This window comes from Salinispira pacifica, from assembly GCF_000507245.1.
GTDB classification, from domain to species: domain Bacteria; phylum Spirochaetota; class Spirochaetia; order DSM-27196; family Salinispiraceae; genus Salinispira; species Salinispira pacifica.
The window spans coordinates 1,772,778-1,794,681 of sequence record NC_023035.1 but is presented as its reverse complement, the minus strand read 5'-3'; the positions used below and the strand labels follow the sequence as shown (position 1 = coordinate 1,794,681).

At 51.9% G+C, this 21,904-nt stretch carries 21 protein-coding genes and 1 tRNA gene; 9 read left to right on the top strand and 13 right to left on the bottom strand.

Going from position 1 to position 21,904, the window contains the following annotated elements:
- Nucleotides 1-132 precede the first annotated feature (132 nt).
- A complete protein-coding gene (cyaB, locus tag L21SP2_RS07925; protein ID WP_024267984.1) occupies nt 133-675 on the bottom strand; it encodes a class IV adenylate cyclase in 543 nt (180 codons plus the stop codon).
- Nucleotides 676-701: 26 nt separating this feature from the next.
- The gene (gene purU, locus L21SP2_RS07920) at nt 702-1,568 is read right to left on the bottom strand and encodes a formyltetrahydrofolate deformylase (protein ID WP_024267983.1); all 867 of its coding nucleotides are present in this window, start codon (nt 1,566-1,568) and stop codon (nt 702-704) included.
- 280 nt (nt 1,569-1,848) lie between these two features.
- On the opposite strand from purU, the gene L21SP2_RS07915 reads away from it, so the two are divergent.
- Together L21SP2_RS07915 and L21SP2_RS07910 are read left to right on the top strand one after the other, a co-directional pair.
- On the top strand, nt 1,849-2,808 hold the full coding sequence (locus tag L21SP2_RS07915; RefSeq protein ID WP_024267982.1) for a carboxypeptidase-like regulatory domain-containing protein: 960 nt from the start codon (nt 1,849-1,851) through the stop codon (nt 2,806-2,808).
- Nucleotides 2,808-3,560 (top strand): PEGA domain-containing protein, encoded by a 753-nt coding sequence (locus L21SP2_RS07910; protein WP_024267981.1) that lies wholly within the window; start codon nt 2,808-2,810, stop codon nt 3,558-3,560. The genes L21SP2_RS07915 and L21SP2_RS07910 overlap by 1 nt, the downstream gene beginning before the upstream one ends.
- A 109-nt stretch (nt 3,561-3,669) precedes the next feature.
- Here L21SP2_RS07910 and gpmA read toward each other — a convergent pair whose 3' ends face one another.
- The 4 genes from gpmA to L21SP2_RS07890 form a co-directional block, all read right to left on the bottom strand.
- Nucleotides 3,670-4,416: a 2,3-diphosphoglycerate-dependent phosphoglycerate mutase gene (gene gpmA / locus L21SP2_RS07905; RefSeq protein ID WP_024267980.1), complete on the bottom strand. Its 747-nt coding sequence runs from the start codon at nt 4,414-4,416 to the stop codon at nt 3,670-3,672.
- Nucleotides 4,417-4,648: 232 nt separating this feature from the next.
- Entirely contained in the window at nt 4,649-5,146 is a 498-nt protein-coding gene (locus L21SP2_RS17130; protein ID WP_024267978.1) for an iron-sulfur cluster assembly scaffold protein, read from the bottom strand.
- Nucleotides 5,147-5,211: 65 nt separating this feature from the next.
- A complete protein-coding gene (locus L21SP2_RS07895; RefSeq protein WP_024267977.1) occupies nt 5,212-6,453 on the bottom strand; it encodes an aminotransferase class V-fold PLP-dependent enzyme in 1,242 nt (413 codons plus the stop codon).
- Between the two features lie 283 nt (nt 6,454-6,736).
- Nucleotides 6,737-7,345, bottom strand: a complete 609-nt coding sequence (locus L21SP2_RS07890; RefSeq protein WP_024267975.1) for a superoxide dismutase — start codon at nt 7,343-7,345, stop codon at nt 6,737-6,739.
- Nucleotides 7,346-7,491: 146 nt separating this feature from the next.
- Here L21SP2_RS07890 and L21SP2_RS07885 point away from each other — a divergent pair, with 146 nt between their 5' ends.
- The gene (locus L21SP2_RS07885; protein WP_024267974.1) at nt 7,492-8,466 is read left to right on the top strand and encodes a dihydroorotate dehydrogenase-like protein; all 975 of its coding nucleotides are present in this window, start codon (nt 7,492-7,494) and stop codon (nt 8,464-8,466) included.
- A 1-nt stretch (nt 8,467) separates the two neighbouring features.
- Here the strand turns inward: L21SP2_RS07885 and L21SP2_RS17125 are convergent, their stop codons facing one another.
- Complete coding sequence (locus L21SP2_RS17125; protein ID WP_024267973.1) at nt 8,468-9,961, bottom strand: D-alanyl-D-alanine carboxypeptidase family protein; 1,494 nt, start codon at nt 9,959-9,961, stop codon at nt 8,468-8,470.
- Nucleotides 9,962-10,022: 61 nt separating this feature from the next.
- Here L21SP2_RS17125 and L21SP2_RS07875 point away from each other — a divergent pair, with 61 nt between their 5' ends.
- Genes L21SP2_RS07875 through L21SP2_RS07865 form a run of 3 tightly spaced genes read left to right on the top strand, consistent with a single transcriptional unit; the run spans nt 10,023 to nt 12,113 of the window.
- Nucleotides 10,023-10,628, top strand: a complete 606-nt coding sequence (locus L21SP2_RS07875; protein ID WP_024267972.1) for a biotin transporter BioY — start codon at nt 10,023-10,025, stop codon at nt 10,626-10,628.
- A complete protein-coding gene (locus L21SP2_RS07870; RefSeq protein WP_024267971.1) occupies nt 10,615-11,349 on the top strand; it encodes an energy-coupling factor ABC transporter ATP-binding protein in 735 nt (244 codons plus the stop codon). Before L21SP2_RS07875 ends, L21SP2_RS07870 begins: the two co-directional genes overlap by 14 nt.
- Nucleotides 11,334-12,113 carry a CbiQ family ECF transporter T component gene (locus tag L21SP2_RS07865; RefSeq protein ID WP_024267970.1) on the top strand — a complete coding sequence of 260 codons (780 nt, stop codon included), beginning with the start codon at nt 11,334-11,336 and terminating at the stop codon, nt 12,111-12,113. Before L21SP2_RS07870 ends, L21SP2_RS07865 begins: the two co-directional genes overlap by 16 nt.
- A gap of 58 nt (nt 12,114-12,171) precedes the next feature.
- Here L21SP2_RS07865 and ilvY read toward each other — a convergent pair whose 3' ends face one another.
- On the bottom strand, nt 12,172-13,053 hold the full coding sequence (gene ilvY / locus L21SP2_RS07860; RefSeq protein ID WP_024267969.1) for an HTH-type transcriptional activator IlvY: 882 nt from the start codon (nt 13,051-13,053) through the stop codon (nt 12,172-12,174).
- A 168-nt stretch (nt 13,054-13,221) separates the two neighbouring features.
- Between ilvY and L21SP2_RS18860 the strand changes: the two genes are divergently transcribed.
- From L21SP2_RS18860 to nrdR, 3 genes are all read left to right on the top strand, one after another.
- Nucleotides 13,222-13,881, top strand: a complete 660-nt coding sequence (locus tag L21SP2_RS18860) for a ketol-acid reductoisomerase (protein WP_244437958.1) — start codon at nt 13,222-13,224, stop codon at nt 13,879-13,881.
- Nucleotides 13,878-14,690 carry a ketol-acid reductoisomerase gene (locus L21SP2_RS18855; RefSeq protein WP_244437957.1) on the top strand — a complete coding sequence of 271 codons (813 nt, stop codon included), beginning with the start codon at nt 13,878-13,880 and terminating at the stop codon, nt 14,688-14,690. Before L21SP2_RS18860 ends, L21SP2_RS18855 begins: the two co-directional genes overlap by 4 nt.
- An 86-nt stretch (nt 14,691-14,776) precedes the next feature.
- Nucleotides 14,777-15,259 (top strand): transcriptional regulator NrdR, encoded by a 483-nt coding sequence (nrdR, locus tag L21SP2_RS07850; protein ID WP_024267968.1) that lies wholly within the window; start codon nt 14,777-14,779, stop codon nt 15,257-15,259.
- A gap of 116 nt (nt 15,260-15,375) precedes the next feature.
- On the opposite strand, the gene ltrA is transcribed toward nrdR, so the two are convergent.
- The 5 genes from ltrA to L21SP2_RS07825 all read right to left on the bottom strand — a co-directional run bounded on the left by ltrA (nt 15,376) and on the right by L21SP2_RS07825 (nt 21,867).
- Nucleotides 15,376-16,665, bottom strand: coding sequence for a group II intron reverse transcriptase/maturase (gene ltrA, locus L21SP2_RS07845; RefSeq protein WP_024266609.1), 1,290 nt, complete (start codon nt 16,663-16,665; stop codon nt 15,376-15,378).
- Nucleotides 16,666-16,854: 189 nt separating this feature from the next.
- The gene (locus L21SP2_RS18370) at nt 16,855-17,205 is read right to left on the bottom strand and encodes a hypothetical protein (protein ID WP_041401352.1); all 351 of its coding nucleotides are present in this window, start codon (nt 17,203-17,205) and stop codon (nt 16,855-16,857) included.
- A 280-nt stretch (nt 17,206-17,485) separates the two neighbouring features.
- Nucleotides 17,486-17,558: transfer RNA gene (locus L21SP2_RS07835), tRNA-Met, on the bottom strand.
- Nucleotides 17,559-17,662: 104 nt separating this feature from the next.
- Complete coding sequence (locus L21SP2_RS07830; RefSeq protein WP_024267966.1) at nt 17,663-20,629, bottom strand: tetratricopeptide repeat protein; 2,967 nt, start codon at nt 20,627-20,629, stop codon at nt 17,663-17,665.
- A 14-nt stretch (nt 20,630-20,643) separates the two neighbouring features.
- Nucleotides 20,644-21,867, bottom strand: coding sequence for a PilZ domain-containing protein (locus tag L21SP2_RS07825; RefSeq protein WP_024267965.1), 1,224 nt, complete (start codon nt 21,865-21,867; stop codon nt 20,644-20,646).
- Nucleotides 21,868-21,904: the final 37 nt, after the last annotated feature.

Sequence of the window (21,904 nt, the reverse complement as noted above, 5' to 3'; positions counted from 1 at the left end):
GGTCGGAGCTGGTTGTGCCCCCGCAAGTGCACTGGATTCTGGATCGATTTTTGATGCTTATCGGCTGAAATTCTTTGAAAGTTTTTTACAAGCTTTGGTGCACTGAAAAAACACCAGAAAAGCGCCGGCGGATCAGCCCTTCCGTTCTTCCAGCATCTGGGTATAGCGGCGGCTTTCCACCGCCGAGGGGGGGATTTCCAGAGTGCTGAACATCTTTTGAATATCCGTTCTACTTTGCTCCACCTGCTCAGGGCGTGCATCCCCGGGAATAACCCGTTCAATTTCCAGAAACCAGCCCAGGTCACGGACATGGGATAGCTCCAGCAGGTATTCCCCGAACCGGTAGGCTTCGCCCTCTTTATGTTTGGTGATTTTCAGCCGGTAGCCCGAGTTCTCCAGCAGGAATGTAAAGTTTTCGGGATGGGAGACGGTGAACTCCCGTTCGCTGTTGGTTTCAAGACCTTCATGCAGTGTTTTGTCCTTCATGGTCACCACCGCCGAATCGCCGTCCATCCGCAGCCGTACATCCCGGTTTCCCGCCTGGGGAACCGTCTGGGCGTAGTAACTGTCTGATTTTTCATACGTTCTGAGAAGGGATGCCCCCATGCGGAGAATCAGTTCCCGGGTGCGCTCCGGGGATTCCACCCATGCTTTCATCTCGATTTCCGTGTTCATCTACTCCCTCCCCGTCAATCATGCTGCTAATCAAACACCACCGTTTTATTTCCGTAGGGCAGAATCCTGTGCTCGAGATGGAGCTTCACCGCCCTGGTGAGAACCAGCTTCTCCAGATCCCGTCCCCGGGCAACCAGATTCTTCACAGAATCCCGGTGGCTTATCCGTGCAACATCCTGGGCGATAATCGGCCCTTCATCAAGGTCTGCGGTCACATAATGGCTGGTGGCTCCGATTATCTTCACCCCCCGCTGATACGCCTGATGATAGGGTTTAGCACCGATGAAAGCCGGCAGAAAGGAATGGTGAATGTTGATAATCTGATTCGGGTAATGGGATACAAAATCATCGCTGAGAATCTGCATATACCGGGCCAGAACAATTACATCGATCTGTTCCTTCTCAAGAATATCAAGCTGCTGCTTCTCAACCTCGGCTTTATTGGACTTGGTCACTTTCATATGATAAAAGGGGATATCAAAAATATCGGCGATCTCCTGCATTTTCCCGTGGTTTCCGATGACGCAGCGGATATCCGCATGGGTCTCCCCTTCCCTGTTGCGAAGAATCAGATCGTAGAGGCAGTGATCATACTGGCTCACAAAAATGGCCATCCGATGCTGCCGGGAACTGAACTCAATCCGCCAGTCCATGGCATATTTTTCGGCAATGGGCTCAAATGCCGACGCAATCTTTCCCGCCGGGATGGTGAACTCAGCAAGATCCCACTCCACTCTCATGAAAAATGTCCTGGTATCCGGGTCCGAATGCTGCTGGGAATCCAAAATATTCCCGTTATATGTGGTGATAAAATAGCTCACCTCCGCAACGATCCCCCGGGTATCCGGACAGGAAAGAAGAAGAATCGCCCTCTGCGTATCTGAATCTGCCATTTACGTTGCTCCTTGCTTGCTTCACTTCCGCTCAGCCTCATCCCCTGAATACTGGGGGCCGGTATCTACACGGAAAGAGGTTCAATTCTGAATAAAAATCCATCGGGTGTCAATAATTATTCACTATCTTCCCAATGCCTCTGCAAGCCCGCTGTCACATCCGAATCCATACCATCTGAAAAAATATTTCGGTGTCACTTTTTTGAACGGCGTTTGTTGAATTCAACATAATGCGCAGTATATTACAAACATGTCCCCCACAGGGGACGGGAGGTAATCCATGAAACACACGAAACCAATGATACTCGCCGCACTGGCGGTAATCACCCTGCTGAGTTTTGCAGCCTGTGATGCAGTGCTGGGAAGCCTGGTAAGCGGCCGGGTTGTGAATGTTCTTTCTTCAGGAAGCGAAGAAAGCTATTTCAAAACAGGAGACGGAGCTGCCAGTCTGGTAGGTGCAAGCATTACATTGACAAATATCGATGAGCCAAACAATTTTGTTTCTGTGAGTGTCAATGATGATGGAAGCTACGCCGTGGGCGGACTGAAAGCAGGTATGTACCGCATCAGCGGAAGCAAAAGCGGCTGGACATTCATTCCCCAGGAAGTATACATCGGCGGAAGCATTCTGAATCTTCCTGACACCCTTGCGTATCCTACGGATGAAGCTGGAGCGCTGACTGTGGTAATGGCTTGGGAAGAAACAGACTATGATATTGATTTGAAAGCTTCGTATGGTAAAACAATTGATTCAGAAAATGATAAATTACTTGAATCCGAACTGATAACAACGGGAGCATCTACAGGATCAGGCCCAGGTTATTCTCTTACTCTTGAAAGAGACGTAACCCTGGACACTCCCACTGATCTGCCCCGGGTAGAAACCATCGCCATAGACGCAGCCAACGGTGCTATCGGCAACGCAAATTATGACGGCGGACATGAGATCCGCTTCTATGCCGATCTTTTCTCCAAAGATGACGGATCTACATACGGTGCAGAGGACGAGGGATCTCTTACCGGGGACGATAATGAAGCGCCTGCCTACGCCACCATGTACGTAATGTTCGATAACCTTCATTACGGAACATGGACGCTGCCTTTGAACTCGGCAGAGAAAACCATCAACATGATCAACGTATATGTATATGACGGCGGGAACGGAAACAGTGCATTCAAGGTGTATTCCAGCGGGAATTACGGCGACGATGTCTACCTTTCTGTTGAAGGACAATACTAATGGTGAATAAGAATTTCAAACTGATTATCAGTCTGACCGTGCTCATGATGTTCATGAGTACGGCAGTTTTTGCCCAGCGGGGTGGTGTTCTGGGAGGCAGCAGCTCAAACTCTGCCAGCAAAACCGAGCAGCACACTCTGAGAGTAAACCTTGATCCTTCCGATGCGGATCTGTTCATTAACGGAGACCGTTACAGTTCCCGTAGGATTCAGCTGGATGAAGGCCGTTACAGCGTACGTGTTACTGCAGCAGGATATCAGGATTATAATGCCCAGATTAATCTGAACCGGGATCAAACCCTGAACATCAATCTGCAGCCCATACAGTACAGCATCCGGATTAACGCGAATGTGCCCGATCCGGTGGTATTTGTGAACAATACCCGGCAGAACGGCAGCCGTTTCAGTCTGTCCCCGGGCAATTACGTGATCCGGGTGGAGGCACCGGGATTTCAGGTGCTTACCCGGCGTATCAATGTAACCGGAAACCGGGTATTCAACGTGAGCCTTGTACCGGATACCGGCTTTGTGAGCATCGATGTACCCGACTCCCTGAGGGATTTCCGGGTGAGCATCGGCGATGTGAGCTATAACCGGAATCAGCTGGAAAATATCGCCCTGAGCCCCGGAAGCTATGTACTGCGGATGGATATCGGCGGTCTGGTGGGTACGGTTCAGTTCGATATCGCTTCCGACGAGCGGCTAGAGATTGAACCTATTATGACCTTTCAGTTTGATTCGGAAGAAGACTGATCCCGAATTATCTGATCATATTCGCTGAACAACAGCGTACAGAGTAAAAAAAACGACCGGGGGGATTGCTCCTCCGGTCGTTTTTTTGTGCTCGTTAGTGCGGGCCGGTTCAGCCCTTTTTACCCTGGTTGGCAACCGCACTCATCTTTGCGGCAATTGCGTCCTGGTCTCCCAGGTAGTAATGCTTCAAGGGTTTCAGATCATCATCCAGTTCGTACACCAGAGGCACTCCGGTGGGGATGTTGAGCTTCACAATTTCGTCGTCGCTCATGTTGTCCAGATATTTCACCAGGGCGCGGAGGCTGTTGCCGTGGGCGGCAATCACCACTTTTTTGCCCGCTTTGATGGTGGGTGCGATCTCTTCATGCCAGAACGGCAGGAACCGCTCAACGGTATCTTTCAGACACTCGGTTTTGGGAAGCTCATCCTGGGAGAGTTCGGCGTAGCGGGGATCCCGGCCGGGGTAGCGCTCATCATCCACGTCCAGCTCCGGGGGCGGTACGTCGTAGCTTCTCCGCCAGATTTTCACCTGCTCTTCGCCGTGCTTGTCCGCAGTTTCCGCCTTGTTCAGGCCCTGGAGAGCACCGTAGTGGCGCTCGTTCAGCCTCCAGCTTTTAATTACCGGAATCCAGTGCAGCCCCATGGTTTCAAGAGCAATATTCAGGGTTTTAATGGCCCTCAGCAGTACTGAGTTGAATGCGATGTCAAAGGTGAACCCTTCAGACTTCAGAATTTCACCAGCGGTTCTGGCTTCTTCCAGACCTTTTTCCGACAGATCCACATCGGTCCATCCGGTGAAGCGGTTTTCTTTGTTCCAGACACTTTCGCCATGTCTGATGAGTACCAGTTTGTACATGGACAAACTCCTTTTTCTATAAATTTCTAATGTTACGGCAAATTCGTGAATCACGGATTCATAAAAAATGCCACCCATATCTTAACGAAGATGGAGATCTTACTCCAGTGACAGCGGCGGAAAAATACCCCATCGCCGGTTTTACCTGGGCCGGACTTATCTGGACCGGGCTCACCGGGTCATAGCTCATCGGAGCCGGGCTTCCAAGGCCAGGGCTTCGGGCGGGAACAGTTTATTCGGTAATATCCAGCAGAATTTTCCAGCCCATGGTTGCGCACTTCTGGCGCATGGGGAATTGTTTCAGGGTAAGCAGCGCAGGTATGTCCCCGGGAAGTTCGGCGTTATGTTCGCTTCCCGGTTCAAGGATTTTCAGAAGATCCCGGGCGATTTTCCGAGCTTCGGAAACCGGCATGTCCTTGAGTTCCTGGCAGAGGATGTCCGCCGATGCGATGCAGATGGAGCAGCCTTTACCTTCATAGCCCAGGTCGCGGATCACGTTTCCGTCGGTCTGTACATGGGCAGTCTCAGTCGAAACATGGGCAGTCGAAATGTCGGCGGTCTCGGTCTGAACGTCGTCGGTCTGAGAGTCGATCTGAACATAGAGGGTCAGCTCATCTCCGCAGGAACGGTTTACCTCATGACCTTCCAGCCTGGGCCTGTCCGGTACCCGTTCCCAGGGCCGCTCACGGTAGTGCCGGATAATGATGTTTTTCGATTGCTCCTGATCCATGTCTTTGCCTTGCTCCTTATGAGGTTTTCAGGCCTTCCCGCGCCGGAGCGCAGTTGCGCCTCATATTATGCGCCGAAGACGTTCTTGGCCTGCTCTATTCCCTGAAACAGGGCGTCTATATCTGCCCGGGTGTTGTAGAGATACAGACTCGCTCTGGCGGTTCCCGGTACGCCCAGCCATTCCATGAGAGGCATGGCGCAGTGAAAACCGGTTCTCACGGCGATCCCCTGGGCGTCCAGGGCAGCCCCCAGATCGTGACTGTGAAGCCCTTCCACATTGAAGCTGAAAATGCCGCCCCGCTTTCCCGAATCGGGAACCAGGTAGGCCTGCAGCCCCTTCACATCCCGGGCCCGCTCTTCGGCGTAATCGATGAGGCTGCGCTCGTGGGCCTCAATCCGCTCCATCCCGATATCCGCCAAATATTCCAGCGCCGCTCCGAAACCCAGAACACCGGCAATGTTCGGCGTACCGGCCTCGAACTTTTCCGGCAGGGGATGATACGTGGAATGATCCTTGTGTACCTTGAGAATCATATCTCCCCCGTACATAAAGGGATCCATGGCGTCCAGAAGGTCGGTTCGTCCGTAGAGCACCCCCACCCCGGTGGGGCCGAGCATTTTATGTGCGGAGAAAAAGAGAAAATCGGGCTTCAGCTCCTGAATATCAACCTTGTGATGGCTTACCAGCTGGGCACCGTCCAGGGCCACAACGGTTCCGTTATCATGGGCGCTTTGTATCATCTTCCTGAGAGGAGGCATGTAGCCGGTGACATTGGACATGCCGCTCATCACCAGCAGTTTCACCTTTTCATCCAGTTGATCTTCATAAGAGGAGATATCCAGTTCCAGGGTTTCACGGTCTATGGGGATGAATCGAAGCTCGGCTCCGGTGGCCTCGCACACCGCATGCCAGGGAACCAGTGAGGAATGGTGCTCGTACTCGGTGGTGAGAATGATATCACCTTTTTTAAGGAATTTTCGTCCCCAGGAATAGGCAATCAGGTTGGATGATTCGGTGCTGCCGTGGGTGAAGATGATCTGACCCTCTTCGCCGACATTCAGGAAGCGGGAGAGGGCAAGGCGCACCTCATGAAATTCCCTGGTGGCCCGTTCGCTGAACTCATAGATTCCCCGGTGAATGTTCACCCCGTACTCACGGTAATACTGCTGAATGCGCTCAATCACCGGTTCGGGCGTAAGAGAGGTTGCCCCGCTGTCCAGATAGATAAACGGCTTCTTGCGCATTGTGCGTGTGAAAATGGGAAAATCCCGGTCACGCTTGTCTTGTTCCAATATATGTACATCCATAATCATCACCTGTAACGGGTTCCATCCCACTGATGTGTGCCGATGGGAGGTAACCCCTGCTCTGTATCGTGGCGAACCACGCAAGATCGCTAGTTCACCCGGGTTATAACACGAATCCGGCCTTTCTGTCATTCAACGATGATATTCCCCAATCAATCTCTCAATAATTCCCATGGCCATGCTCCTCTGGAACCCCGTAAACCAGGGAGAAACAAGAAAGGCCCGGCGGAACCGGGCCTTATTCAGGAACGTATTGCATCCTGTGTGAGTATTGTATCAGAAATCAGATTAGATTCTGATAATTTTCGCTGACCTTGTTCCAGTTAATTACATTAAAAAAGTTTTCCACGTATTCGGGACGGCGATTCTGATACTTCAGATAATAGGCATGTTCCCACACATCAAGTCCCAGAATGGGAGTGAGACCCTGTGTGAGGGGGCTGTCCTGATTGGGAGTGCTGAGAATGCTGAGCTTTTTGCCGCCGTCCACTGCGAGCCATGCCCAGCCGCTTCCGAAACGTCCGGTTGCAGCAGTGCTGAACTGTTTTACGAATTCATCGAAACTTCCGAAGGTTTTTTCTATATCCTTTGCCAGTACGCCCTCGGGTTCACCGCCGCCCTTGGGGGACATGATTTCCCAGAACAGGCCGTGATTATAATGACCGCCCCCGGCGTTCCGCACCTTGGTCTGAATGCTTTCCGGGAGGGAATGAAGATCTTTTAGGAGAGTGACAATATCTTTTCCCGCATACTCGCTGCCTTCCAGGGCGGCGTTCACTTTCTTGGTGTATCCGACATGATGCTTGTCATGGTGAATCTCCATGGTTTTTGCATCGATATACGGCTCAAGGGCATCATATCCGTAGGGTAAATCAGGTGTAGTAAATGACATAGTTCCTCCTTAGGTTCTATTTATTAGTAATGTACTAATATATACCCTTTGTGAAAAGCCGGAACTGGAGATTGTTGCTTTCCAGCTGGACGGTTTTCGGATATACTTGGAGTTGTACCACTAATTATCTATATAAGGATTCTTACATGTCGAAATTACATACCAGTTATCTGGGGTTGAAGCTGAAAAATCCCCTGATTGTTTCCAGTTCCAGCCTCACATCCAACATCGAAAGCATAGAAAAGCTGGCCGACGCCGGAGCAGGCGCCGTTGTACTGAAATCCCTGTTCGAGGAACAGATACAGGCGGAAACCAATGAAATGGGAGAGACCCTCTCTCATGCAGAAGCCTACGATTACATAGAACAGATGGGCATGAGCCTGGGCCCGGCCCAGTATCTTGAACTGGTGCGGGAGAGCAAAAGCCGGGTGGATATTCCGGTTATCGCAAGTCTGAACTGCGTGGACGGAAAATGGTGGAAAGAGTATGCAGTGCAGCTGGATTCCGCCGGCGCGGATGCACTTGAGGTGAACCTAAGCCTCATGCCCCGGCGCTTTGATCAGAAATCCGGCGACCTTGAGAAGGAGCTGATCCACACCGTGGAAACGATCCGAAAGCACAGTTCCCTCCCCCTGGCCATTAAACTGGGTCCGTATTTCACAAGTCTGCCGGAATTTGCAACCCGTCTGCAGAAGGCGGGAGCTGATGCGCTTGTACTGTTCAACCGCTTTTATCAGTTTGATTTCGACCTGAGTACAGGGCAGCCCAAAGGCAGGGTATCGTTGAGTAGCCCGGAAGATTACCATCAGGCTCTCCGCTGGATATCAATCCTTTTCGACCGTGCCGGAGTGGAACTGGCTGCATCCACGGGAGTGCACAATGCTGAGACGGCATTGAAAATGATTGCCGCCGGCGCCGATGCGGTGCAGCTGTGCTCGGTCTTCTACCGGAACAATACACAGATTCTGGAAAGCATTCTCAGGGATATGGAAGTGCAGCTTGACAGCCTTGGTGTGTCCGATATTCAGGATCTGAAAGGCCGCTATGCACAGAAGCGCTCGGAAAAGCCCGAGAGCTATGAGCGTCTTCAGTATATCAAGGCTCTTACCGGATTAAGCTGATTCACAACTCTGAACCGGAAAAGCCGCCGATGTCCCCTTCCAGGGGCCGTTCGCCGGTGAAAATTCTCCGGAAGAACTGACCGATGCTTTGAACAGAAGCTCTGATCCCCCGGCTTCGGGGGATCGCTCTTCCCGCCTCCCGGGCATATTCCCCCACAACCCTGCCGTTCTGTATCCAGCGGAAACGGTCCACGATCTGATCCTCCGCCACCGGTGCGGCAAGGGCTGCGGCCCGGCGCCGTTCCACGGTAATATCCCCCGTATTCACAGGAACAATCATCTCGAGTGTTTCCCCTTTCAGCACAAGATTTTCCGCTTCGCCCCTTCTTACCGGGATGTTTCCTTCGGCCAATGGAAGCTCAACCCTGGTGAAATTTTCAAAGCCGTAATCCAGCAACGACCTGGCAGCTTCCTCCCTGAGTCTGGATCCTTCCACGGAATTGTCGGCCTGAACCCCCATGACCAGGGCAAACAGATGCATTCCGTCTCTCCGGGCGGTGGCGATAATATTATAGCCCGATTCATCGATGTACCCGGTCTTCAACCCGGTGGCTCCCTCATACGAGGAGATCAGCCCGTTTCTGTTGTACTGGGTGATATTCATGAATTGGGCGGTGGCGCCGTTGAGCATATGTTCCCTTCTGGGGTATGTGAAGCTCTCCACCATATGAAACTCTTGAATGACCCAGGGCCAGCGTTCAAGATACAGCTGAGTGAGGCGCGCAAGATCCATGGCGCTTGTGCGGTTGTTCTCAGAGTACCCTGAAGGTTCCACAAATCTGCTTGCTTCAAGTCCCAGCTGTTCGGCAATCCGGTTCATCCTGAGCATGAAACCTTCCATGCTTCCGGTGCTGGTCTCGGCAATGGCCATGGCCGCATCATTTCCGCTGGAAACCATGAGACCCAGAATTATCTCCCGGATGCTTGGCGCCTGATCCGGCCCCAGAAACATCAGGGAGGATCTCGGGGGGGCATTTTCCGCCCAGGCTGCGGAGCTGAACCTGGCGGTATCGTCCATCTGTACGCCCAGTTCCTCATAGATATCCAGAGCAGTATAGACGGTGAACAGTTTGGTCAGACTGGCAGGGGGGTACTCCTGCAAGATATTTTCCCCGTAGAGGATGCTGCCGGTGTTCAGCTCAAGGAGCATGGCTATGGGTGCGTCGTGTTCGGGAGGCTGAAGAGAAAAGATGCTCTGGTAGCTCAGAGGATAGCTGTCCGAAATTTTTTCCGTCCCGCCGGCCCCGTTCTCTTCGTCACCCTGCTCGGTGACGTGGGAAAAATCCTGGGTAATGGCATACATGCTGCCGGGATAACGGTTGTCAAGATTCTGCGCCCAGGCGGAGGGCTGTCCGCCGGTCAGAATGAACAGAAGCAGAAAAGAAAAAAGGCTCCCTGCCCCAACCCTCAAAACCCGTTTGAACGGCAGGGCCCGGGGGAATTCCTGAATGAAATTCAGGTTTTTCCTGAGTATTTTACTGACACTTTTATACATAGCCTTTATAGTAGCCAATCGCGGGGCTACCGCGCAATAGAAACGTTGAACAGGAGTTTTCATGACTGATCAAACCAAACATATTCGGAATATCGTATTGGCAGCCGTATTTGCCGCCCTGATAGCGGTGGGTGCAATGATCCGCTTCGACATTCCCCTGAGTCCCGTACCCATTACCCTCCAGACCTTCTTCATTCTGCTGGCAGGAATTCTCCTTCGGCCTCTCTACGCTCTGGGGGCAACTGCTCTCTATATTTTTGCCGGAATTGCCGGCCTGCCGGTGTTTGCCGGGGGAACCAGCGGTTTTGCGGTAATCCTGGGCCCCAGCGGAGGATTTATTATCGGTTTTCTTCCGGCTGCGCTCATTATGTCTCTGATCGTGCACATGAGACCGGGTAACAAGGCCAGCGCAGCCGAGCATGCAGGTCATCTGCACCGTGGAGCCCTCTCTCCCCTGTTCCGGGACGTTCTGGCGACCGTGGCGGGTACGCTCATTATTTATGCAATCGGCTATCCCTGGATTGTGCTCAACCTGGGCTGGGATTGGCGCATCGGACTTGGACGGGCCGTACTTCCCTATGTTCCCGGTGATGTGGTAAAAATCATTGCCGCAGTATTGCTGGCAATACCCGGACGAAGGATATTACAAGGGAATGCTCGAAGCTGATCACATATCATTATCCATAGACGGACATCAAATCCTCTCCAATATCAGCTGCAGCTTTCATAAGGGTGAGATAACCGTTATCACCGGTCCCAACGGTGCGGGGAAAACCATGCTCATTCACGCCCTGGCAGGCCTGCTTGATGATATGGAAGGGGATATCCGGCTCAACTCCGCTCCATATCCTGCAAAAGGCAAGGCCTTGGGAACCGGTGTAGGTCTGGTTTTCCAGCAGCCGGAGATGCAGGTCATTGAACAGACCGTGGAAGAGGATATTCTATTCGGCCTGAGAAATCTGAAGATCTCTGAGGAAGAGAGGCAGACCCGCCTTGAATACGCCCTGGAGTGGAGCGGTCTTCATGAACACCGGGATCAGAATCCCCGGAGTCTCTCGGGCGGGGAGATACGGAGACTTGCTCTGGCCTCCATCCTTGCCATGAACCCCGACTACATTCTCATGGATGAGCCTTTTGAAAACCTGGATTACCCCGGGGTTGTTGAGACCCTGCATCAGATTCTCCGGCTGAAGGAGGAGAACCGGGGAATTGTAATTGTGACCCATGGTCTGGAAAAGTGTCTGGCGTTAGCTGACAGGCTGATTCTTCTCAAGGAAGGGCGGATTATCGCAGACGCCCTGCCCGAGCGGGTGCTGAATTTTCTGGAAGATCACGATGTGCGGAAACCTCCCATGAAGATCAAGGATATGACATGGCTCAAAACCTGAGCTTTCATTATCAGAGCGGCAGCAGTCTTCTCCACAATGCCTCCGCATCAGTAAAATTCATTGCCTATATCAGCTTAAACCTGCTGTTTTCCGCCGCCGGATATTCGGGAATGCTCATAAACCTTGCCGCCATGATCATTGTGAGCTTCCTGGCGGGAACCCGTGTATTGCGGGTGATAAAAGAGCTGCGTGCCTTCTTCTGGATATTCCTGATAAGCTATATCAGCAGGGCCCATCTGAGCGACGGGATTCCCGTTGAAATCCCCTTCCTCCAGCACAGCTTCATCATAAACTGGAACAAAGAGGGCGCATATGAGACCCTCCGGCTCATCCTTCACATTTCCAATTCAATTATCAGCACCCACATTCTCATGTCCACCACCCGGCTTTCCCAGCTGCAGGATGGAATATACCGCATCATCCGCCCGCTGAATGCCAAATTTGCCTGGACAATTTCCACCATGCTGAGAATTATGCTGGGAGCCATTCCCCGGCTGCTGGATGCCGCCAAAGACTCGGGCCGACGAATACGTCTGCGTGGACTGCAAATTAAAAAGCATCCCCTGCGATATGTAAAGGCGATGGGGCTGCTCATGCTTCAGCATATGGGAAATCTCAGCACAAGCTACACCGCATCCCTCCTGCTTCGAGCCTGGAAGGAAGACGGTCCCGCCTCTCTCCCGGCGATTCGATGGTTGTCCCTTTCCAATGCCGTGGTGTGCATCTCCGCCGCCGTTCTGGGTACGGGTTCGGTACTGCTGTAGCCGACGCTCCGGCTGGGGGTTCGGTGCTGCTGTAGGAGGCGTTCTTGCCGCGGTCGCCTCAGCCCAGATTCTCCATGGCGCTCTGCATAAATGCCCTGAGGGCGGGGTTCGCCCGCCTGCTCTGCTTGGCCGCAACACCTACCTGAAAGTCGGGAACCTCATCAATGTGAGGAAGTATCTCAAGCCCTTCTGTAAGGGGGCTGTTTACAACCACCAGTTCCGGAACAAGGCCGATGCCCAGCCCCAGGTTCACCATAGACAGGATTCCCTCGTTTCCCGCAACCTCGGCACGGATACGGGGCTGTATGCCCCTGCTGCGAAACCAAGTATCGATCCGTTCCCGTGCAAGCCCACGCTCCGGCAGAATAATGGGAAGTTCGTCCCAGGGTGCATCCACGGGAAATCCCTCCAGCTGGCTCCTGAACTCCTCCCAGGGAGCCACAAACACCAGAGGGGTGGATGTCACCACCTGTACAAACAAATCGTCGGCCGAACTGTCAGGGATGGGAGCTACGCTGCAGTCAACCCGGTTCATCCGCACCTCATCCAGGGCATCGGCGGCATCGCCGGTGCGCAGGTGGATGGTCACTCCGGGATACGCCTTCCGGAACGGATTGAGCACCCGGGGAAGGATGGAGTAACAGGCTGTTACCGTGGCGAAGATGCTCAGCTCCCCGGAGACCTCACCGCTGTGAAGCTGCTGCCGGATATTTTCATACTCCGAAAGAGCCTCCCGGGCGTAGGCAAGAAAGCGCTCTCCGCTGGCGGTAATAAACACCTCACGGGTATTCCGTACACAGAGTTCCACCCCCAGCTCTTCCTCGGTCCGCTGGATAATCCTTGAAAAAGCAGACGGGCTCATGTAGCTTCTGGAACTTGCCCGGTTGAAATTTCCGGTTTCCGCCAGGGCCACAAAACATTGAAGCTGCTGATAGTTCATATGATCTTCCTCGATGATATTTTCCCGGGTCTTTCGGGGCTGTATATTATTGCGTTTACTGCAATAATATAGTGCATATATTTCACTTCTTGCAAATAAAATTCTGTGCTATATTCCGGATATCAAAACAATCATTACCTGATTGTATGTCCCGGAAAGGAGTAAACCATGCAACTTGATTTTACCAGCAACATTTTTGAGAAGGAATCTATCAATCTGGACGGCAATACCGAATACATCGTTCGGGGAGGACGTCATCTTTTCTCTCAACTTCCCAAGGCCTTTGACGGTATTTCCAGCATCGCAGTGATCGGATGGGGGTCCCAGGGGCCCGCACAAGCTCAGAATCTTCGGGACAGCCTTGAAGGCAGCGGTATTACCGTGAAGGTGGGGCTGAGGAAAGGGAGCAAAAGCTGGTCCAAGGCCGAAGCAGCCGGGTTCACTGAAGCATCCGGAACCCTGGGAGAAATGTTTGAAGTGATCGCATCCGCTGACCTGGTAATCCTTTTGATCTCCGATGCGGCCCAGGTGACCCTCCATGAACAGATCTTCAAGAGCATGAAAAAAGGCGCCACCCTGGGGTTATCCCACGGATTTCTGCTGGGCCATCTTAGCTCTGTGGGCAAGGACTTTCCCGAAGATCTGAACGTTATCGCAGTCTGCCCCAAGGGCATGGGTCCTTCGGTTCGCCGGCTGTATGAACAGGGCAAGGAAGTAAACGGTGCAGGAATAAATACCAGTTTTGCCGTGCATCAGGATATTGACGGCAAGGCTACCGATTATGCCATCGGCTGGGCGGTTGCGCTTGGCGCCCCTTCAGCTTCATGACAACCATGGAGATGGAGTACCGCTCGGATATCTACGGAGAGCGGGGAATCCTGCTGGGAGCAGTGCACGGCATTGTAGAAAGTCTCTGGCGGCGCTTTGTGGGTCAGGGTATGGATAAAGAAGAGGCATTCCGCCAAACCGTCGAATCAATTACCGGCCCCATCAGCCGGAAAATATCCAGGGAAGGAATTAAAGCAGTGTACGATTCTCTTTCCGGTGACAATCGGAAAATCTTTGAGAAAGCCTATTCTGCGGCCTATCATCCGGCCTTTGAGATCCTCATGGAGTGTTATCAGGAAGTATCCAGCGGAAATGAAATCCGATCGGTGGTCCTGGCAGGAGAAAGGCTCAAGCGCTATCCCTTCGGCACCATAGACAATACCGAAATGTGGAAAGTCGGTGAAAGAGTTCGGGCCGAACGGAAGGAAGATGCCATTCCTGTGAATCCGGTAACCGCCGGAATTTACATCGCAGCAATGATCGCGCAGATCGATGTACTCCGGGAAAACGGACACAGCTATTCAGAAATTGTAAACGAATCGGTAATCGAAGCCGTGGATTCACTGAACCCATACATGCACTACAAGGGTGTAGCCCACATGGTGGACAACTGTTCCACAACTGCCCGGCTCGGAAGCCGAAAATGGGCTCCCCGCTTTGATTACAACCTCTGGCAGCTTGCATACCCGGAGCTTGAATCCGCGGCGGATGCACAGCTGATCAAGGATTTTCAGGATCATCCGGTACACCAACCGGTTTCAGTTCTGGCCGAACTGAGACCCAGTGTAGATATAAGCCTTCAGGGCTGATCTTTTCCCTCCTCTGCCCCCGGCTTCATCTCCGGGGGCTTTTTTCTTCCCTTGCGGAAACCAGGACTGCGGTATACATTGACTCCATGAAATGTCCACATTGCGGCAGTAAAAATGACAAGGTAATAGAAAGCAGAACTCTGGCAGACGGCTCGGCAATCCGGCGGAGACGGGAATGCGGTGATTGCAGTTACCGCTTCACCAGTTATGAACGGATTGAAGATAAACCCCTGATGGTAGTAAAAACCAGCGGCCGAAGAGAACCCTTCAACCGGGAAAAACTGGAGCGCGGGCTGCAGCGGGCCCTTGAGAAACGGGAAATCAGCCAGCTGGAAATCGAGAGCATCCTGAATCAGATTGAAGATGAAAGCATGATTCTTTCAAAAAGCAGTCATGAGATAAGCTCCCGGGAGCTGGGTGAAATGGTCTTGAAAAAGCTGCACGATATGGATGATGTGGCGTACATCCGCTTTGCATCCGTCTACCGGAATTTTGAAAGCCTTGAAGGGTTTATCAGCGAGATTAAGACCATCTCCGAATCGGCCAAACAACAGAAAAACCGAAGCTGACCGACGCAATAAAACCGGTACAATATCGAGTAGGGCAATAAAGGAGGAATGACCTCCTTTATTGTCCCTCTCACAGAACCGTACGTACGGACCTCGTATACGGCTCCTGTCTTCAGTTATCCAGCAAGCTGCCGGACAGAAATTGCGACCTGTACCTTGTCGAGAGAAAACAGATTCATCTCTTCAAAGTGCTTGTTTTGCAGCGCCATGGCTGCAAGCGGACTTTTAGCCGATCTCCACGAACTCATCTTGATGTGTTTGAACTCGCCTTGAAATCCCAGCTGCCGCAATCGGCGGTGCAGCCGGGAAGAGCGTTTCCAAAGTCGCAACTGAATAGCCCGCAATCGCCTGCGTACCCAGCTCATCAGCTCCCTGAATACCTTCGTACAATTTGCTATCCTGAAATAGTTAGCAAACCCGCGTAGTACTGGATTGAGTTCGTAAATTGTCGATCCCAGCGGTCTCCCGCTGTTGCGTCGGGTCAGTTTCCTGACCTTGTCCTTGAAGGCTTTCACCTTCTTTTCCTGAATCCGGGTGTGGTGACGAGAGATTACTACTCCAAGGTAGCGCACCCCCTCATACAGGTTTGTAATGTGAGTTTTCTCACGATTCACAGCCAGTCCCATTTCTTCTTCCAGAAAATGCGTTGCAGCTGCAAGCCGACGTTCCGCACCTTTTTGTGATGAAGCAAAGATGAGGATATCGTCGGCATAGCGAACTATGCGATACCCTCGTGCCATGCTCCACTGGTCAAAGAAGTCGAGGTAGATGTTCGCGAGAAGCGGACTAATCACCCCGCCCTGGGGACTCCCTTCTTCAGTGTTCTCTTCACCAGCATCCGTCATCACACCACTTTCAAGAAAGAGGCGTATGAGATTCAAGATGCTTCCATCGGCAACTCGTTTTCGTACTTGAGTCAGTAAAAAGTCATGCTTCAGTGTGTCAAAACACTTCGACAAGTCCATATCCACTACCCATTCCAATTCATACCTGCGCATGAACGTAGATGCCTTCTCAATTGCCTGATGTGCGCTTCTGCCCGGTCGGTATCCGTAACTGGACGGATGAAAGTCCGGGTCAAATATTGGGTTTAGAATGTCCAGTAAGGCTTGCTGGACTACCCGGTCGCGAACCGAAGGTATCCCGAGTTTCCTTACTCCTCCCCCGTCTTTGGGTATTTCCACCCTCAAGACTGGAAGCGGTCGGTAGCTCTTGTCCTTCAATTCCTTCACAAGTACATCGAGTTGCTCCGCCAGACGGTCGGCAAAGGCTTTGACGCTCACTCCGTCTACTCCGGGGGCTCCGTTCGCTGCCTTCACCTTCCTGAAAGCGGCCTCCAGCCGTGGTCTCTCGAGCATCCTGCCGTAGAGGCTGTACCAGATTTTACGATTTCCTTGTGTCTGCATCTTCTTTCGTTTGAAACCTCGGCGGTGAAACTCCTGCTCATTCTCTCCTCTGCAGCTGTCTCTTAGCCATTTTCCGGCAATATTCAGCTGGTCAAAAAGATACTCAGGTCAACGGTATTCTGGCTCAGCTTCCTGGTTCCCCAGTCGGCCGTGGCCACATACTCTGCTCACTTTCCAGCAACTTTCTGTTTAGGCTTCACGCTCCTTCGGTTGCATAGGCGAGCAGGCAGCGTAGCTGCCGACCAGCCTTTTCATCGAAACAAGATTTACTAAAAACTTCGTCCCTTCGCATCCGCATCCGGCTTTTGGCCTGAATGCAGTCCTCGTCACCGGGAACGAGGTCATTCCGGTTTTCTCCTCCACACCATTACTGGCTTTCACTGGCCGGAACTTACTCACTACTACGGACTCATCTGCCACCTGCTGAAACTTCGATCTGACTTGCATTTCTGCTTGTCGTTCCCTACCCTTTGCTGGGATTTCAACAGGTTTCCCCAGATACTGTGCGCAGTCCCTGTAAACAACGCCATCCTCAAACACACTACAGGTCTGTTCAGGTTTCGGGCTTCGCGCTATTTTGCACGCTTACCACCCCTGTTGTGCCGTATCAGGTTCGCTTTCGCTATGTGCTGTTCACTTCCTATTGCTTCCTTCAGACCCAACCGTTGCCAGCTGCGCCCTTGCAATTCGGATTGTCTTCCTCCTGAACGAGGCGACACCGGTATCTTCCAACCGGTCGGGTATGCCTGCGCTTCGCTGGGCATACAAAAAAGGATATCCGAAATCGGATATCCTTTTTTTCTGACCTGTTGATTATTGATAGTGGCGAAGGGACTTGAACCCCTGACCTAACGGATATGAGCCGTTTGCTCTACCAGCTGAGCTACGCCACCGTGTTACAGATCGGGAATATATCAAAATGTTCTGATCAGTGTCAACGGCCTTCAGGATTTTATTTTTCGAAACAAAAGCTCATCGGGCAGGGTATTATGAACAGCTAAACCAGGTTGTGCCGTTTCGCCTTTTCCAGAAGTTCCCGGTTCCAGACCACATTTTTTAAGTACTCCCGCTTGTCTGCCGGTTCCTCGATCCGGCTGGAACGTTCCTGCAGGGCTTTCACCGCCTTGCCCAGAAGGGTCAGTCGGTCCTCCCCTTCATCCTCCCGGCTTCTCTCCAATATCCCTGCATACCAATACAGAATGGTGCTTTCGTGGGGATCGGAGGAGAGTATTTTCTTCTGCCGGGTAAGCCAGTGGAAGCCCCGAATGCTTTCTTCCGTCTCTCCCATCATTCCCTGGGCATAGCTGCGCATCCCGTAATACAGGTTCCAGAGCACAGAATCCTGACTGAGGTCATCTACAAACATATCTTCCACCCAGGAAAACCCGCTATTCCATGGAAACAGTATGGATGTGGGATACTGCATTTCACCTTCGGCCCCGGGTTCCTTCAGTCTGTCCAGGGCATCTTCGAACTCGCCCCGGATGATACAGGATTCTGCATAAAACAGGTTCGTTTCAAGGCTTTGGGGAAGGTTTTCCAGGATTGCCCGCCCCGCTTCATAGCTGCCCATATAGTTCAGACTTCTGGCCATCCAGGCATAAAACACCCTTCTGATCTGCACCCATCGGTCTCCGCTGAGACTGTTGAGAATTCTGGACAGCAGAGTGTAGCATTTTTCATACAGCCCAAGGGCAAAATAGGTACGGGAAATCAGAAATGCCGCAACTGCATACCATGAGTGTGCTGCATTGCCGGCAAACTGTGCCAGCAACCCCTCTTCCCCCTCCAGCTCTTTACGTACCCGACTGTACTTGCCTTCAGTAAAATCGCTTAAGGCGGGCAGAAAACGGGCGTACATTCTGTTCAGATCATTGGGCGATACCCCCGCATGACGCTCGGCAATGGTGAAGTAATGAAAAGCTTCCTGGTGTTTTCGCTGACGCAGATGAAGGTACCCGAACACGGTATTGGCCGAGCTGAGCCCGGGTGAGTCTTCCTGCTGTTGAAACGAGATAATTGCTTCTTTGCTGTATTGCTTGGCGTGTTGAAACTCCCGTTCCTTTAGAAATGCAAGACTTTGAAGGAGCTGCCATTCTGCCTTCCAGAGTAAATTTTCAGGATATTCTGATGGAATGAGACCTTTGTGAAACTCGCCCCTGTCCAGGGCATACTGGGCTTTGAGCAGCCGTGCCGGATCGCTGAAATTCGGCCGATGCTCAAGCATGGAAATCAATCTCCGAAACTCCACATAGAGCTTGCAATTAAGAAGGGTTTGCAGATGCCTGTACAGCTGGGGAGCAGGATTACCGTTTCGCTGACGAAGGGAGTACTCCACCAGAATGGCTATGCCGTCTTCAGTGAGGGGTATTCCGTTGGTGCCGTTGCTCAGTGCAGAGACGATCTTATTGATGTATTCCTGTTTTACATCTCCCAGGGTGTAGGCTATGTGCTGCAGGCTGTCCTGGAACACTGTATTGTGGATCTGTTCGTATATAAGAAATCCAGAGGCCTGCAAGTCCTTGATAATCTGGGTGACCCTGGTACGGGTTTTACCCCGTTCCTCAAACAGTTTGAACAGCTGCTCCCGGGAAAAACAGGTTCCTGCCAAGGTCAGAACATACAGCACTTCGCGATTTTCAAAATCGAGTCTCTCCAGAGCTCTCAGCATAATGCCCGTACGGGTATCAACCATCTGACTTCCATAGGTCTTCAGGCGACTGGGCAACAGCTGGGAATAATACTCAAAATCATTGATGAAGTGAAACAGAGGAAGGGCATCACCCCGGGTCATGCTCATGAGGTACGACGGCTCCAGGGGAGAGTCATCAAGGTTCTGTTCCCTGATAAGGCGGGTAACATCGCTTTGGCTGTGGCTTTCCAGCTGCAGTTTTCTGCAGTCCCTGGAAAGATCCTGGGAGGGCAGAAACTCCGGTTCTCCGGTAAGAAACCACAGGAGCCGGGATTCACGCTGGAGGGAATCCATAAGAAGTTTCAGAAACCTCAGCTCCCAGTCTGCCATTTCCCGACGGAAATGGATAATCACCAGCGGAGAGTTGCCTCCCCCTCGGGCCCATCTGGCATAGGCTCTGAGATAGATCTGAAAAATGATCTGCATGTCATTCCAGGGTTCTTCAGGCGGTCGGGGAATATCCCGCCGGCCCAGTTCCGGATCGAGGCGATAGCGGGTTATGGAGAACAGCTTTTCCCTCCATACCATGCGTTCCGTTTCATTCAAAAAAGGCTGAACCCAGCTCAGATCGCTGATATCCAGAGATGCCACCAGAGACGGAAAGAAATCTCCTGGCTGCTGAATAACCTGAAACGGGATCTTCCCCTGGGCATCGGGATTTGTGAGCCGCTGGATGATTTTTCTTCCCAGAAGATGTATGCCCTGGGTCTCTGTCCCGCTGATGCGAAGTTCACCGGGACTTTTTTCTCCGTTCATCCATTCTTCGATGGTATTGAACAGAGTCTCCATAAACTCCCGTGAAATGGCGAAATCGGAGGCGGTACCCAGGTCCTGATCTTCCCGTTCTCGTTTGTCAATAATCTTCCAGAGCCCTCTGTACTGCTCCCCGATGAGTGCCCGGGACAGTAATTTGGATGCCTTGGGTCCTAAGTACAATCCGTTACGTTCCCGGAGGGATCCAGTAAGGGCGGGTATTATTGAGAAGATGTCATCCCCGTCATCCACCGCCTCAACAATGATGCTGTAGCCGTTAAGATCATCATCGTAGCCTGTGAGATCGTCCCGTGCCTGGAAGATGGCTCTGATAAGAGGTTCATGTTCACCGGGGCTGAGCTGGGGGTGTTTGAAAAGATACAGATCCGGATGGTCCACGGGAGTGAACCCCCATCGGTCACAGTCCTGTATGAGAGTGTTCCGGAGTTCTGCCACGGTTTCCGGCATTATCTGTTTCAGCTGACTGATGTGATGAATGTCGAAAAGAATATAGTACATGGAACTGTTGATCCTCAGTCGGCGGCAATTTCAATTTGACCGTCGTAGTTTTCCCCGTAAAGCTCTTTCAGCAGAGTATGCTGGTCGTTATCAGACAGATCAATGAACTGCACACCCAGGTAGATTCTCCCGGCATCCCGGAATTTCCGCACCACTCTGCCCAGAATGGGAATGGAAAGCTCGTCGATCTTTACGGTAAGTTCCACATCAGTGTAAAGCTGTATTGAAGGTCCGTCCAGCGGGTAACTGAAAAGAAGCCCGGAACCGCTGATATCCACCAGTTCTGATTTGTTAAACTCTTCTTTTACCGGTTCGGACTTGAAGTATCCGTTCAATTTCAAAGAATAGGACAAAAGACGGCTGAATTGATGAACCATCTCAAGATGCTCCTGGGTGAACGGAGTGGTCTGAATATCTGCCCGCATGAGATAGATGTATCCGACCACATACTCCCGGTAGAGTACCGGACAATACAGTTCATGCCAGACCCGCTGGGAATGAATTTTATTTACATGATCGGTAAGCTGGGAAGCCGCAAGCATGGGATCCTCACCGGCTTCACGGAATATCCGCTGAAGATCATCTTCCTTGAGAATCTGTGTCGCCAGCTTGGAGCGTACCAGTGTGAAATTATCCAGATCTTCGAAGGGAAGGATTATAATCTTTCCGGATAGTGCCAGCAGACGCTCCACCACATCGGTGGGACGGCGTTCCCTGAACATGGTGATCTTGTTCTCCGATGCAAATGCCGCAGAGCGTTCCCGAAATGTTTTCAGCAGCTCGGAAATGCGGCTGGCATCGAAATTAAAATCAAGGTCAGGTTCTTCAGGTTCATAAAATGACTCGGAGGCTGGAAAATCAATTTTCAGCCGTTCGCCGTTTATCAGCATTATCAGGGACATGTGACTTCCGGCTTCAACCCGTTCAAAATTACGGGATAAATCCCGGTACACTTCATCCGGTGCCTGGAGAGTAAGAGTATCTCCATCCACGCTGAGAATTTTGCTTCTGCAGGTTATAGGCGTGCCTCTGAAGCGGAAAAACAGGCGGAGTTCCACGCTTTTCTTTAAAACATCCGGGTTGGTATGCTCAAGGGTCAGGTTAATCACCTTTTTATCCGCCTTGGTGATAATGCCCCGGAAACGGGACTGACCGTGGTGGGCGGCAACCGGTGACTGGTTATCGATGAGGGTCTTGAAAATGAATTCTTTTTCGATTCTGTGAATTTGCTGGGCCATAATGTCTCTCTCAATAGTAGGATGTTTCACTGGAAAA